The organism is Chania multitudinisentens RB-25 (assembly GCF_000520015.2).
Lineage (GTDB): Bacteria > Pseudomonadota > Gammaproteobacteria > Enterobacterales > Enterobacteriaceae > Chania > Chania multitudinisentens.
Map to the genome: position 1 here is coordinate 937061 of NZ_CP007044.2, position 15203 is coordinate 952263.

Annotated in this window: 12 protein-coding genes; 2 read left to right on the forward strand and 10 right to left on the reverse strand. The window is 49.3% G+C overall.

What is annotated here, in order from left to right; translation table 11 throughout:
• The first annotated feature begins 25 nt into the window (after positions 1 to 25).
• Together Z042_RS04055 and Z042_RS04060 are read left to right on the forward strand one after the other, a co-directional pair.
• On the forward strand, positions 26 to 2686 hold the full coding sequence (locus Z042_RS04055; RefSeq protein ID WP_024912919.1) for a fimbria/pilus outer membrane usher protein: 2661 nt from the start codon (positions 26 to 28) through the stop codon (positions 2684 to 2686).
• A 298-nt stretch (positions 2687 to 2984) separates the two neighbouring features.
• Complete coding sequence (locus Z042_RS04060; RefSeq protein WP_236849214.1) at positions 2985 to 3878, forward strand: fimbrial protein; 894 nt, start codon at positions 2985 to 2987, stop codon at positions 3876 to 3878.
• 70 nt (positions 3879 to 3948) lie between these two features.
• Here Z042_RS04060 and phoU read toward each other — a convergent pair whose 3' ends face one another.
• The 10 genes from phoU to glmS form a co-directional block, all read right to left on the reverse strand.
• Positions 3949 to 4680 carry a phosphate signaling complex protein PhoU gene (phoU, locus tag Z042_RS04065; RefSeq protein WP_024912921.1) on the reverse strand — a complete coding sequence of 244 codons (732 nt, stop codon included), beginning with the start codon at positions 4678 to 4680 and terminating at the stop codon, positions 3949 to 3951.
• Between the two features lie 12 nt (positions 4681 to 4692).
• Positions 4693 to 5463 carry a phosphate ABC transporter ATP-binding protein PstB gene (pstB, locus tag Z042_RS04070; protein ID WP_417903532.1) on the reverse strand — a complete coding sequence of 257 codons (771 nt, stop codon included), beginning with the start codon at positions 5461 to 5463 and terminating at the stop codon, positions 4693 to 4695.
• 54 nt (positions 5464 to 5517) lie between these two features.
• Entirely contained in the window at positions 5518 to 6408 is an 891-nt protein-coding gene (gene pstA, locus Z042_RS04075; RefSeq protein WP_024912923.1) for a phosphate ABC transporter permease PstA, read from the reverse strand.
• A 1-nt stretch (position 6409) separates the two neighbouring features.
• Positions 6410 to 7366: a phosphate ABC transporter permease PstC gene (gene pstC / locus Z042_RS04080; protein ID WP_024912924.1), complete on the reverse strand. Its 957-nt coding sequence runs from the start codon at positions 7364 to 7366 to the stop codon at positions 6410 to 6412.
• 92 nt (positions 7367 to 7458) lie between these two features.
• Positions 7459 to 8499, reverse strand: a complete 1041-nt coding sequence (pstS, locus tag Z042_RS04085) for a phosphate ABC transporter substrate-binding protein PstS (protein ID WP_024912925.1) — start codon at positions 8497 to 8499, stop codon at positions 7459 to 7461.
• 230 nt (positions 8500 to 8729) lie between these two features.
• Positions 8730 to 10028, reverse strand: a complete 1299-nt coding sequence (locus tag Z042_RS04090; protein ID WP_024912926.1) for a hypothetical protein — start codon at positions 10026 to 10028, stop codon at positions 8730 to 8732.
• Positions 10029 to 10031: 3 nt separating this feature from the next.
• Positions 10032 to 10802 carry an outer membrane lipoprotein-sorting protein gene (locus tag Z042_RS04095; RefSeq protein WP_037406710.1) on the reverse strand — a complete coding sequence of 257 codons (771 nt, stop codon included), beginning with the start codon at positions 10800 to 10802 and terminating at the stop codon, positions 10032 to 10034.
• 56 nt (positions 10803 to 10858) lie between these two features.
• Positions 10859 to 12001 (reverse strand): ABC transporter permease, encoded by a 1143-nt coding sequence (locus Z042_RS04100; RefSeq protein ID WP_236849215.1) that lies wholly within the window; start codon positions 11999 to 12001, stop codon positions 10859 to 10861.
• Positions 12002 to 12273: 272 nt separating this feature from the next.
• Positions 12274 to 12957: an ABC transporter ATP-binding protein gene (locus Z042_RS04105; protein WP_024912929.1), complete on the reverse strand. Its 684-nt coding sequence runs from the start codon at positions 12955 to 12957 to the stop codon at positions 12274 to 12276.
• Between the two features lie 358 nt (positions 12958 to 13315).
• Positions 13316 to 15145: a glutamine--fructose-6-phosphate transaminase (isomerizing) gene (gene glmS / locus Z042_RS04110; RefSeq protein ID WP_024912930.1), complete on the reverse strand. Its 1830-nt coding sequence runs from the start codon at positions 15143 to 15145 to the stop codon at positions 13316 to 13318.
• Between the last annotated feature and the right edge of the window lie 58 nt (positions 15146 to 15203).

The window sequence follows — 15203 nt, forward strand, 5'->3', positions numbered from 1 at the left end:
GAAATAAGTTCTTGAAGGGATATTTATGTCTAAATCCTTACAATGTAATCTTCAACGCCATCTCTCTCCATTGGCTATTGCTATTTTATCGACTTTTTTGGTAAACAATGCCCATGCCGATAAAAACAACAATACCAATTTACCGCAAGAAGTTGCGCAGAACTTGGAGTTTGATGCTTCCTTCCTGAATGTTGATAACACTCAATCAGTTGACCTTAGCCGCTTTGCTAATGGTTCTTCAGGGTTGCCTGGAATATACAGAACAGCTTTATATATTAATAACCAATTGGTTAATAATACTGATATTGAATTTAAGATGCGCGCAGATAAATCCGTTTATCCCTGTCTAACCAGTGACATGATTAAAAGCATTGCATTCAATTACGACAAGCTACCCGCAGATTTTTTAAGCCAGCAGAATAAAGATAACTTATGCCTGGATCTGCAACACGCATTACCTGAAGCACAGGTTAATTACGACAGTAACGAGCAGCGTTTAGATATTGTTATCCCTCAGATTTATATGCTGAACACCGCCCGTGGTACCGTAAGCCCGGAACTTTGGGATAGCGGCGTATCCGCAGCGTTACTAGGATATAACGTCAATGGTTATACCAACGAATCACGGGGTACCCGCTATAATTCTCTGTATGCCGGGGTGAATGCCGGGTTGAACGTTGGGGCTTGGTACCTGCGCCATAATGGTGCCTATAGCTACACGGATAACGGACCGAATCAGTACAGCAATATCAACACTTACCTGCAACGTGACATCCCCGCACTGAAAGCAAGTGCCTTAATAGGGCAGTCTAATACCTCGGGGCAATTGTTTGATACGCTACCGTTTAGTGGTATTCAGTTGGCCAGTGATGAGCGGATGTTACCGGAATCCCAACGTGGTTATGCCCCGGATATTCGTGGTATTGCTCGTACCAATGCCCGTGTCACCGTTCGTCAGAATGGTCAGGTGTTGTATGAAACCACGGTTACACCGGGGGAATTCCTGATCAACGATCTGTACCCAACCGGTTATGGCGGCGATCTGGACGTTACCGTGCGCGAATCTGACGGCACAGAGCAGATCTTCAGTGTACCTTATGCATCGGTAGCACAACTGCTACGCCCTGGTTCATCACGCTACTCAATCATTGGTGGTGAATTGCGCAATGATAATCTGCGTGAAACACCGGCAATCTACCAGGCAACCTATCAGCGTGGATTGACCAACACCATTACCGGTTATGGCGGTTTACAAGCCAACCAGAATTATCAGGCTCTACAGCTGGGTGCCGCAGTTGGTACGCCGATCGGTGCTTTGGCGTTTGATGTCACCCAGGCGAATACACACTTGGGGAGCAGCACCGACGAGAATGGCCAGCAGCATCCAGGCAGCCGCCTCAGTGGGCAAAGCTATCAAGTAAGCTACAGTAAACTTATTAACGAAACCAAAAGTAACCTGTCATTAGCGGCGTATCGTTTTTCTACCGATGGTTACATGGATTTTATGACCGGAATGCGAGCCCGTGACGCAGTAGCGCAAGGGAGTTCACCGGATACCATTGCGCGTGCCAAGAACCGTTTTACGGTCACGGCTGGGCAAGGGTTGCCTGATAATTGGGGGCAAATGTATATCAGCGGTTCGTTGCAAAATTACTGGAATAAGGAAGGCAGCGAAAAGCAATTCCAGATGGGATATAACAATCGTTATAAGAACCTGTCTTACGGTCTCAGTATGAATCGCAGTTTTTCTAGCCTGGACACAGCACAAACTAACTATCTGTTAAGTTTCAGCTTGCCGCTAAGAAATAATGAAGAAATGCACACACCACAATTACGCATGGATTTATCACATGACAGCAGCGGTCGTACTGGTCAGCAGGCTTCGATATCGGGTACCTCTGGGGCAGAGAATCAGTTCAGCTATGGAGTAACAGCGATGAACGCCAACCAGGGTATGGGTTCCAGCGGCGTTATCAACGGTAACTACCGTAGCTCAGCAGCGGCGCTGAGCAGTAGTTACAGCACCGGCAAGGGGTATCAGAGTGCTTCGGCGGGTATTAACGGTACGATCATTGGGCATAAGGGGGGAGTCACCTTTACACCGTACTCCTCAGATACTTTTGCGCTGGTGGAGGCCAAAGGAGCTGAAGGGGCGAAAGTTTCCTCATACCCAGGCGTAAGCATTGATTCACACGGTTATGCAGTAGTGCCTTATCTGAAGCCATACCAGATGAATGAAATTAACATTGATCCGAAAGGCACGGCGGCCAATGTAGAGCTGGATAACACCAGCCAGAAAGTAGCCCCATATTCTGGAGCCGTGGTAAAGGTGAAATACAATACCAAACACGGTACCCCTATTTTGGTAAATACTACTTATCAAGGGGAACCGGTGCCGTTCGGTTCCGATGTTTTTGACAGCAAAGGCAACAGCGTAGGAACGGTCGGCCAAGGCGGGCAACTTTATGCACGTGTGGCGGAAGATGCAGGCCGACTGAATGTAAAATGGGGTGAAGGGAGCGAGACGCAATGCACCGTCAGCTACCGATTAATTCCACAGGCCAAAGCACAAAAGCAGAACCAATTGCAGCAATTCAACTCCACTTGTGCGCCAACGGTTTCCTCTGCACAGGCAGAAACGAAATTGGCCCAAAGAAGCGCGGCAACAGCCATCAACAATAGTTGATGGCAATGAGTAGCAAGGAAATAACGTGATAATGAAGCCATCTATAAATAAGCTTTTAAGGCTACTCAGTGGATTAGTATTGATCGCTTTCAGCCACAGTGGTTGGGCGGTGATGTCCTGTACATTTTCATCTGGTTCAAGTACAGCGTCCCTCACTGTGCCATTAAGCCCACCAGTCATTTCAGCCGGTGTCGATGTTCCGATAGGTACCATCATCTATCAGGGAAGTTGGACTAATATGCCCACTGAAAATATAACATGTTCAGCGGATAGCACTCCTGCTGTATTGAATTGGGCGGTGGGTATTATTCAAGCGCCTTATCCGCTCAGCGGCTTAAATACCGGCCCGTTTGCCGGGGCTGTGTATCAGACCAATATTCCTGGGATTGGGGTGGCCATATCGCGTTACAACAATCGTGCGGCAGCAACGCTCGGGGCGATGGGATACCGTGATGAGGACATCGTCGTTGGTACAAGCGGAGGAGCCGTCACTTTCGGCGGTGCAACACGTTATGTTTCGTTGATAAAAATAGGCTCGCTCACACCAGGGAGCTACTCTCTTTCAGCAGCAAGTCTGCCTACGGCGAGTGATCAGGCGGTGAATTCGCGCACCGGGGCGGCAGTTCAAGGGCTACCGATAGTATTAAATAGGGTCACGTTTCAAGGAAACCTGACCATCTCAACGCAAACCTGTACCACCCCAGATGTTAATGTCTCTATGGGATCGTATGATATTCATGACAGCTTGAAGGGGATCAATTCAACCACACCTTGGATTGATGCTTCGATCTTGTTGAACAATTGCCCTACCTTCCATGGCTTTTATAATCAGACCAATACTTCGTTGATGATGGATTTCAGTACCGGATCGGGCAATACCACCACATCTATCAATAACAGCATTGGTGTACGTTTAACGCCAACAGGTGACGTTATTGATGCCGCCAACGGGATAATCGCTATCGATTCAGCACCTGATGCAGCATCAGGCGTAGGCATCCAGATCGGTTGGGGAGAGAACAGCCAAACGCCAGTCCCCTTTAACTTTGCGGCAGAAAAAACCGTCATATTACCCAAAGACGGTAGCCCAACGATACGCGTACCCTTAGCAGCAAGATATATTCAAACGGCGGCGAGGCCTACGCCAGGCAAAGCAAACGGTAAAACGGTATTTACCATTAACTATTATTGATTGGCATCTGATGGGAATGTAGTCGTGCATAGAATTATCGGTGGGGAGCAAGCCCCACCGATGGGTAAAGTTATTCTTTTTTCTCGTCTTTACCGTCAGCCAGCAACGTTTCCAGCGCATCACCGCCCAAATGACGAAAATCCTGACCTTTAACGAAGTAGAAGATAAATTCGCAGATATTTTGGCAGCGATCGCCAATACGCTCGATAGAGCGAGCACAAAACAGCGCGGTTAACACGCTTGGGATAGTGCGTGAATCTTCCATCATGTAGGTCATCAACTGACGCACGATGCCTTCATATTCCTGATCGACCTTTTTATCTTCGCGGTAGATGCGGATCGCTTCATCCAGATCCATACGCGCGAAAGCATCCAGCACATCGTGTAGCATCTGCACGGTATGGCGGCCAAGCGACTCCAAACTCACCAACAGTGGTTGATGCTGGTGGGAGAATTTCTCCAGCGCAGTGCGGCAGATTTTATCCGCCACGTCACCAATACGTTCCAGCTCAGAAATGGTTTTGATGATCGCCATCACCAAGCGCAAATCACTGGCCGTTGGCTGACGTTTGGCAATGATGCGAACGCAGGCTTCATCGATCGCCACTTCCATCATATTGACCTTGGCATCGCCTTCAACCACACGCTTGGCCAATTCACCATCCTGATTGTGCATCGCAGTGATCGCATCAGTCAGTTGCTGTTCCACCAGCCCACCCATGGTCAACACCTGAGTGCGGATGTGCTCAAGTTCTGCGTTGAACTGGCCGGAGATGTGTTTGTTTAAATTCAGGTTATCCATGATGCATCCTCATCAACCATAACGGCCAGTAATGTAATCTTCAGTCTGCTTTTTCTGTGGCGCAGTGAACAGAGTGTCAGTATCACTGAACTCTATCAATTCACCCAAATACATAAATGCGGTGGAGTCGGAACAGCGTGCCGCCTGCTGCATATTGTGGGTCACAATCACTACCGTGTAGTCAGACTTCAATTCACTGATCAGTTCTTCAATTTTTCCGGTCGAGATCGGGTCCAGTGCCGAACAGGGCTCATCCAGCAGCAGCACTTCCGGGCGAATAGCAATACCGCGCGCAATACACAAACGCTGCTGTTGGCCACCGGATAGGCTATAGCCGCTTTGATGCAGTTTGTCCTTGGTTTCGTTCCACAACGCCGCCTTGGTCAACGCCCACTGCACACGCTCGTCCATATCAGCACGAGATAGCTTCTCGAATAAACGCACGCCAAAAGCGATGTTGTCATAAATCGACATCGGAAACGGCGTCGGTTTCTGGAATACCATGCCGACTTTGGCACGCAACAAGGCAATGTCCTGGTTATCGGTCAGAATATTTTGCCCATCCAGCAAGATACCGCCTGCGGCGCGCTGTTCCGGGTAGAGCTGATACATCTTGTTGAAAGTACGCAGCAGTGTGGATTTACCGCAGCCGGACGGGCCGATAAACGCGGTCACTTTATTTTTGGCGATATCCAGCGTGATGTTTTTCAGCGCATGAAATTTGCCGTAGTAAAAGTTCAGATCGCGTACCTGAATTTTGCTGCTGGAAGTAGAGTCAACCATACTCATCGAGACTTCTCTCTTTTCACCGCGCCAGCCAAGCTGGCGCTTAAATTTTTATGAATGTTTTTTCTTGGCGAAAATCACTCGCGCCAGGATATTCAGTAACAGTACGCACAGGGTGATCAACAACACCCCGGCCCAGGCCAGTTGTTGCCATTCGGCAAACGGGCTCATGGCAAATTTGAAAATGGTCACTGGCAGATTGGCGATCGGCTGCATCAGGTTGGTGCTCCAGAACTGGTTCGACAACGAGGTAAACAGCAGCGGGGCGGTTTCACCGGCAATACGCGCAATCGCCAACAGCACACCCGTGATAATGCCGGAAACCGAAGCTTTCAGCGTAATGGCGGAAATCATGCGCCATTTCGGCGTACCCAAGGCATAGGCAGCCTCACGCAGCGTATCCGGCACCAGTTTGAGCATATTTTCGGTAGTACGAATCACAATCGGCACTTGTAGCAGCGCCAATGCAATAATCCCTGCCCAACCAGAGAAGTGTTCCATTTTCGCCACCACCACGGTGTAAACGAACAGGCCCACCACGATTGATGGCGCAGATAGCAAAATGTCGTTGATAAAGCGGATCACTTCCGCCAGCCAGGATTTACGGCCATATTCTGCCAGGTAGATCCCCGCCATAATGCCCAGCGGCGTACCGAAAATAGTGGCCCACAGGATCAGCAGGCCGCTGCCTGCGATAGCGTTAGCCAAACCACCGCCTGCGGTGTTCGGCGGCGGAGTCATTTCAGTGAACAGCGCCAACGACATGCCATCGATGCCTTTGGTAATGGTAGAAAATAGTATCCACACCAGCCAGAACAAGCCAAATACCATGGTCGCCATTGACAGGAATAACGCAATGCGGTTTTTCTGGCGGCGCCAGGCCTGCATTTTGCGGCGGCTTTCGGCCAGCGCGACGGGGTTTTGCATATCCATCGTTGCCACGTTAGCGCCCCTCATTCTTAGCCAAACGCATGATCATAAACTTCGACAGCGCCAGGACGATAAAGGTGATAACAAACAGGATCAACCCCAGCTGCATCAGCGCAGAAGTATGCAGACCGGATTCCGCTTCCGCGAATTCGTTGGCCAGCGCCGAGGTAATACTGTTGCCCGGCATAAACAGCGAGAAGCTGTCGAGCTGGTAGGTGTTACCGATGATAAAGGTCACCGCCATGGTTTCCCCCAACGCACGCCCCAGGCCGAGCATCACGCCGCCAATCACGCCATTTTTGGTGAACGGCAGCACGATGCGCCAGATCACTTCCCAGGTGGTGCAGCCAATGCCGTAGGCCGACTCTTTCATCATCACCGGGGTTTGTTCAAACACATCGCGCATTACCGCCGCAATGTAAGGAATAATCATAATCGCCAGGATCACCCCAGCGGCCAGAATCCCGATACCAAACGCCGGGCCGGAAAACAGTTCGCCAACAATCGGGATACCAGAAAGCACATTACCCACAGGGGTTTGGAAATATTGGGCAAACAGGGGGGCAAACACAAACAAACCCCACATGCCGTAAACAATGCTGGGAATTGCCGCCAGCAATTCAATCGCCACTCCCAGCGGGCGTTTCAACCAGTTTGGTGCCAGTTCAGTCAGAAACAGGGCAATACCAAAACTGACCGGGATCGCGATAATCAAGGCGATTAACGACGTGACTACTGTGCCGTAAATTGGCACCAACGCACCAAATTGCTCAGCAGGTGCATCCCACTCTTTGGTCCACAGGAAAGCAAAGCCAAATTTCTGCATGCTTGGCCAGGAGGCAATAATCAGCGAAACGATAATGCCGCCCAGTAACAATAAGGTAATCAGCGCCGCCAGTCTGACCAGCGCGCTGAAGAGGATGTCACCATTTTTACCTGGTGCTTTAATGGTCGGCTTAGATCCAGCCATAGATTACTCTTCTGTATAAAGCTTGGAGGGCCCAGTACACAGAGCCCTTACACATCAGGCTGAGGTGCGGTAGATTCCGCACCCCTGCATACCTAGAACAAGGCGTTACCGGCACTGTCTTTAATGTTGGTTCTCCAGGCAGCCCGGATTTGCTCAACCACTTCATGTGGCAATGTGGCGTAATCCAGCTCGCTGGCTTGCTTACCACCGGTTTTGTAAGCCCAATCAAAGAACTTCAGCACTTCTGCACCTTGCTCAGGCTTCTTCTGCTCTTTGTGCATCAGAATAAAAGTGGTGGAAGTGATCGGCCAGACGTTGTCGCCTTTCTGGTTGGTCAGGTCCTGAGCAAAGGTTTTGCTCCAATCCACACCTTTAGCCGCAGCGCTAAAACTTTCTTCCGTTGGGCTGACCGGTTGGCCGTCCGCTGAGATCAGTTTAGTGTAAGCCAGGTTGTTTTGCTTGGCGTAAGCGTATTCAACATAACCGATAGAACCGGGCAGGCGTTGCACAAACGCGGCAATGCCGTCATTCCCTTTGCCACCCAGGCCGGTTGGCCAGTTCACCGTTGAACCCGCGCCGATTTTCTCTTTCCACTGCGCGTTGGCTTTAGACAAATAGCTGGTGAAAACGAAAGACGTGCCGGAGCCGTCAGCGCGGCGCACCACGGCAATGTTCTGATCCGGCAGTTTTACACCAGGATTCAGCTTAACGATTGCCGGGTCGTTCCATTTCTTGACGTTACCCAAGTAGATATCACCCAGGGTTTGACCATCCAGGGTCAGTTCGCCGGATTTGATGCCTGGAATATTCACAGCCAGTACCACACCACCAATCACGGTAGGGAACTGGAATAGACCATCGGCCGCCAGTTTTTCATCAGACAACGGTGCATCGGAAGCACCAAAGTCAACGGTATTGGCAATGATTTGTTTCACGCCGCCAGAGGAACCAATCCCCTGATAGTTAACTTTGTTACCGGTTTCTTTCTGATAAGAATCTGCCCACTTGGCGTAAACCGGAGCGGGGAATGTCGCACCTGCACCAGTCAGACTAGCAGCAGCGAACGCAGACACAGAGGCCAGGGAGAAAGTCGCTGCCACAATACTGGCGACGGCGGTACGCATCAGTTTCATAATCCCTCCTAATGGGATATTCAAAAATCAACTTTGAGTTGTTTTCATCAGAGTAAGTATTGTTGCAGGAGGGAAAATAGGACAGTTTAGTGACAGAAAAATGTATGAAATATTACAGTTATATTACAGTCACCCCGTTTCGTTTAAACATTGTTTAAAATCAATAAAATAAAAATTATTTTTCATATGCCAAGGGGATTCTGCCATGGGGTCACCGTCAGCAATCCCACTTAGAAATAATAGTTGAGCGACAGTTGCCAACGCCGTTCCGGGCGCACCCATTCCTCTTTGATGCTGGGTTCCACCAGATAGATTTTCTGCCACTGTAGAGCCAGATCCACCGGGCCAATATGACGCCGCAGCTCGGCAAACCCCATATTACGCCGCTGTTGCAGATCGTGCTGCCATATCGCATTGACATCGTAATCATCAACAATATCTTTCCAATACGCTTGGAATAATACTGCACGACGGGGCATCAACCCAGTTTGCGCTTGTTGCGAGGCATTACCGATAAATGCTTTACCTTGCGCCATAGCATCAGGTGGCAAGCTGGAAACAAAACCCAAGGCGCGCCGGTTGTCGGCACTGCCGTTATAGTGGCCTTCGGCACGCAGCGTTAACTGGTTCTCTCCGCTCCAAGTTAAGCCGTAGGCTAAGCGGTTGCGCCAACGGATCTCCTGTTGTTGCTCAGGCAAAGAGGTTTGCCAACGGTACGCTTGCCGCCCTCCAGCCCACTCCGTATAAAACAGCGTGGAATGAGAGAGCACGCGTGAAAAGTTGAAACCCAACTGGGGCGAATGGCCCTGTTCCTGCAAAAACAACCATTGCGGATTCAGGTTATCCGCCCATTGGTAGCTACCCACCAGCAACATACGTTGCCTGGGATTACTGGCTCCCCAGTCCAGGCTGGCGCTATTCTGGTTTGGGTTTTCATTAAGTTTGGGTGACCAGATTGCCGTCAGGGCACCTTTGTCCCAGACATACTGCCAACGGAGCATGGCATTACCCAGGCGGTTATTTCTCAGCGTTTCAGGATCGACAGAGGTAACGGAACGCACCGTTCCTTGCCCGAGAAAATCGGTAGGGTTATAGCCAAATGCCAAACCATAGCGAGTATTGACACGACCTGCATCCAGCAACAAACGCGGGGTCACTTTGTAAGTCAGATAAGCTTCTTTGAGCGAATTAATATTGCTGTCATTTCGCAGAGCCGGAGAAAAATAGCTGTCAAAGCGATTAGCCAACACAAAACGCCAGTCCTGCGAAGGGCTCTCTGTCAGCGGGGCATCCCAGCGCAGATCAATAGAGATACGCTGTCTATTATCCCTCTGCTCATTCAAACTCGTGGCCGCTTCGGCTGACATAGTGAGCTTTTTGCTCGTAACAGGAGAGAATTCCGTCTTATCGGCCAAATCCAGAGCCGCCAGTGTGGCATCCTCTCCATGAGCAGAGTGGCCACACAGAACCGATAACGCCATTATCCATGGCAAACGCGCCGTTCGGGAAAAGAATCGCGCTTTATTCATCCGTTAGTTATCCTTGAAATGCGGCAGATAATCCCTTTGTAACCAAGCTTCTGGCACATCATACCAAGCAAAATCCTGGTGCTTGAGCACGGTAACCAACTGTGAGTTTATCCCGTCAATGATCACCGCCTCCGTCGGGCGATTCCCCCCCAGCACGGGCTGATAACGGCGGAAGTAAGTGGTTTTTAACAAATTGCCGTTCATGGCATAAAACTCGGCCTTACAACTTTTGAAATCCTGTTTATCCACCCAGATTTCCATGGACGGATAGGCAACATCTGGATGACGCGCCACCAAATGCAGACGGTAACAATCCCGTTGCTGCCGTTCCCCATCCAAGATTTGTTCTTCGCTCACCAAGGTGGCCAGATAATCGTAATTCCAGTTGGCGGTCACCACATCACCGTTGGCAGCCTGCCCTAGCAGGCGTTGTTGGGGGGAAATAGGCACACTGGCCTGGCTGCCAGGATCATACAGCCACAGATCTTTGCCACTTTTCAGGGTTAGCTTGCCAGCATCTCGTTGTGGGCTGATAAATTTCAACAGGCTACGAAACTGGCCACTTGAATAAGTACGGGAATAGAGACGCACGACGCTGCTCTCGTGCTGTTTGCCGTTTTTATAGCTGATGAGGGTAGTACTCAAGCTGAAGGAACGATCCGGGTTGCGAACTTCGTCACTTTTTTTCAATATTTCCTGAGCACTGAGTGTGGCCAATGCCTGACCACTGGTAAACAGGCTAAATAATAAGCCATAGATTAATGAGAATCTCATGATCCCTATCTTCCCAGTTAATAAACAATAACATCCCATCATCCATTATGATGGGATCAAGCATGGTGCAGTGCTTGTACGATATGAACGTTTGCTGCTCGCCGCGCTGGCCACCAAGATGAAAACACGGCAGCAACCATCATGATCAGCAGCACGCCTAACAACATTGTCCATTCCCCCCAGATACGTATTTTGACGGGGATTGGCCAAATTACCCCCGGCGGATGCCAGGTCAAACCAGAGTGGTTAATGAGATAAGCCAGAAGCAGCGCAATGATGATCCCGACCGTACAGCCGATAATGCCTAGCAAAATACCTTCATTAAGAAACAGACGCTGGATATCCTGACGTTTCAGCCCCATTGCCCGCAATGTACCGATTTCAACCGTGCGCTCCAGCACCGCCATACTCATGGTGTTACTGACGGTGAATAACGCGATACACAGGATTAATGCCAACAGGAAATGGAACATTTTGCTAAACATATCCAAGATCTGGTGGTACAACGGTTGTAACTGAGCAAAGTCATAAACGGCCAGAGGCTCATCAGCCAATGAAGTTTGGAATAAGTGCAGCAAGCGAGACCGCGCCTCTTCCAATTGTGCCGTGCTACGTAATTGCAGAGTAATTGCTGTCACTCCAGGTTGGTCACGACCAAAAGCCAGTTGCTGGGCTTGTGCCAAATGAATGCCAACATAGCTGTCATCCAATTCTCTGGCCGCTTGAGGTTGGGTTCCCTCAACCTGAACACGGATGATATTGGGGGCTCCACCAACCGATGCAGCCAATAGCTCGATTTGATCCCCGGTTGTCGATTCTCTGACTTCCCGTGTTTGTTGCACAAGTGACATCAGATCATCAGGGAGTTCTTCAGTATTAACCTCTGTAGAAAAGGGGGGCGAATTACCGCAGGGCTGATTTGCCGCAAAGTTACACAGCTGTAATATACGCGCTACACCTGTGCCGATTACTGCGCTATCGGGAATCTGTTCACTGAGAGTATTCTTGATATTTCCTTTGCCGAGATGATATTCATCCCAATCATTCAGTGCTGCCTGACCCGCCGCTTCACGACCATAAATTAAAACCGGCCGAGACGTTCCAGCCGCATAATGCCCAGCGATGCCATTCAGGGTTAATACAGGGGTTTTAACCACCATCATTTTATGTAATTCGGGATCTTGTTCAATTTGTGCCATGATTTTTTGATAATGCTTGACACTGTACTCTGTCGGATTAGCCGTACCGTATAATAAGTAATCTTTGTGCTGTATTTGTAGGTGACCAGTATCTCGGATAAAAGTAGTCTGCAAACTATATTCAATTGAACGGTTATAACCACCAAACAATAGAATACCAACGGCACCAACGGTAATAGCGCAAAAGGTTGACAGAGTCCGGCGCCTATTGCGCAATAAATTGCGTAAGGCCAACTTGAATGTTTGCATGATCATTATTCTCCAGCGGGAATTTACTGCATTGTAATGCGAGTAACGTTGCCGTCATGCATCTGATAGAGATCGTCTGCCGCCGCAATGACCTGGGGATCATGGGAAGAAAAAACTACCGTCACCGATTGTTCCTGCTGCAAACGCCGCAGCAACTGCAAAATGGAGTTGCCGGTTTTGCTGTCCAAATTAGCCGTTGGTTCATCGGCCAGCACCAGAGAAGGACGATGAATAAGAGCCCGAGCAATTGCTACCCGCTGACGCTGGCCACCGGAGAGTTGCCCTGGTAGCAACCGCGCTTTATCAGCCAAACCAACGATTTCCAACATATTCATGATGGCGGACTTCCGTTGAGCAACGGTGATACCTTGCAAAATAAGGGGAATCTCAACATTTTCCCAAACGGTCAAGACCGGTATTAAATTAAAATTCTGAAAAATAAATCCAAGATGGCGTGCTCGAAATTCACTGCACTGATCGTCATTCAACCATGACATTTCCTGCCCAGCAATCATCAGGCTGCCTTGATCGGGGCGATCAAGACCTCCGATTATATTCAATAACGTTGTTTTACCACTTCCAGACAGGCCAGATAATACAGTGAAGCGCTGAGAGAAAATTCTTACATTAATATTCTTTAATGCCTCGACTGTGGATTGCCCCAATAAATATTTTTTGTAAATACCTTTAACTTCCACTGCCCACATTTCTCTTTAAATCCTTTTAAATACCAAAACATCATTTTTAAGAAATGATACAACTAAGCCAGTAAAATAGACAGCCACACTTCATTCACGTATTTATTTATGCCGTTAAAAACACATCATACAAGGTTAAAGAATTATCATTTTCCCCAGGAAGCATATATCGGTTTGCGAGTTAACACCATGAGAATGTACTTAAGTTTCAGACGAAAAACGCATTTATTTACTTTTTGAGGAAATCAAGGAAAACGGCTTTAACCTGTAAATTGTGCCCTTTAATGGCAGGTGCGAATCCTAGCCCCCCTGCAAAGCAAAAAAAACCGGCACACAGGCCGGTTTTTAGCGTTATTGATACTTCCCATCATTCAACAGTGACGGACTTCGCCAAGTTACGCGGCTGATCGACATCAGTACCTTTGATTAACGCCACATAATAAGACAGCAGCTGCAATGGTACGGTATAGAAAATCGGTGCCACAATTTCTTCAACGTGCGGCAATGGGATAATGGTCATGCCTTCACTGCTGACAAAACCGGCATCCTGATCGGCAAATACGTACAGTTGGCCACCGCGCGCACGCACTTCTTCGATGTTGGATTTGAGTTTTTCCAGCAGCTCATTGTTTGGCGCTACGACAATCACCGGCATATCCGCATCAATCAGTGCTAACGGGCCATGTTTCAGCTCACCTGCGGCATAAGCTTCCGCATGGATATAGGAAATTTCTTTCAGCTTCAGCGCTCCTTCCATAGCGATCGGGTACTGATCGCCACGGCCAAGGAACAATGCGTGATGCTTGTCGGAAAAACCTTCCGCCAGTGCTTCAATGTTCTTATCCAATGACAGCATCTGTTCAATACGTGCTGGCAGCGCCTGCAAACCGTGAACAATTTCATGTTCTACGCTTTCAGCCATCCCCTGCAAGCGACCAATACGTGCCACCAGCATCAACAACACCGCAAGCTGCGTAGTAAAGGCTTTGGTTGAGGCCACACCGATTTCAGTACCCGCCTTGGTCATCAAGGCCAGATCGGATTCACGTACCAATGAAGAACCAGCAACGTTGCACACCGCCAGTGAACCTAGATAACCCAACTCTTTGGATAGACGCAACGCGGCCAGCGTGTCAGCCGTTTCACCAGATTGGGACAAAGTCACGATCAGGCTGCCTGGGCGCACTGCGGATTTGCGGTAACGGAACTCAGAAGCGATTTCTACATCGCAGGGTACACCCGCCAACGCTTCAAACCAGTAACGCGCGACCATACCGGAATGATAAGACGTTCCGCAGGCAATAATCTGCACGTGCTGTACTTTTGCCAGCAGCTCATCAGCGCGTGGGCCCAGCTCGCTCAGGTTGATCTGGCCATGGCTGAAACGCCCCTCAAGGGTATTTTTCAACGCCACCGGTTGCTCAAAAATTTCTTTCTGCATGTAATGCCGGTATACGCCTTTATCACCAGCATCATATTGCACCTGTGATTCAATCTCTGGGCGCTCAGCCGCATTACCTTGTTTGTCAAAAATACTGACCGTGCGACGGGTCACTTCCACCACATCGCCTTCTTCCAGAAAGATAAAACGACGGGTTACCGGCAACAGAGCCAATTGGTCGGAAGCAATAAAGTTTTCACCCACACCACGGCCAATCACCAGCGGGCTACCTGAACGCGCAGCAACCAGCAGGCTAGGATCTCGGTTATCCATGACCACAGTGCCATAAGCACCGCGCAACTGTGGGATCACACGCTGAACCACGTCCAACAACGTACCGCCTTGTTTCTGCTCCCAATGCACCAAGTGAGCAATCACTTCGGTATCAGTTTCAGAGTTGAAATGGTAACCGCGTTCAATCAGTAGCTCACGCAACGGTTCATGATTTTCAATGATGCCGTTATGCACCACGGTAATGTAATCAGAAACATGGGGATGCGCATTCGCTTCAGTAGGTTCACCATGTGTTGCCCAACGGGTGTGAGCAATACCGGTTCCCCCATGCAGAGTATGTTGATCTGCGGCTTCGACCAGTTTTTGCACCTTACCTACCCGGCGTAAGCGGCTGACGTTACCTTCAGTATCGACTACCGCTAATCCCGCAGAGTCATAACCACGATATTCCAGACGACGTAAACCTTCTAACAGGATTTCTGCAATATCACGTTGCGCTACTGCGCCTACAATTCCACACATTAGTTGTATTCCTAATTAGTGCCTTTCAGGGCACTTGCGATGCCTCGACCTGATTTTG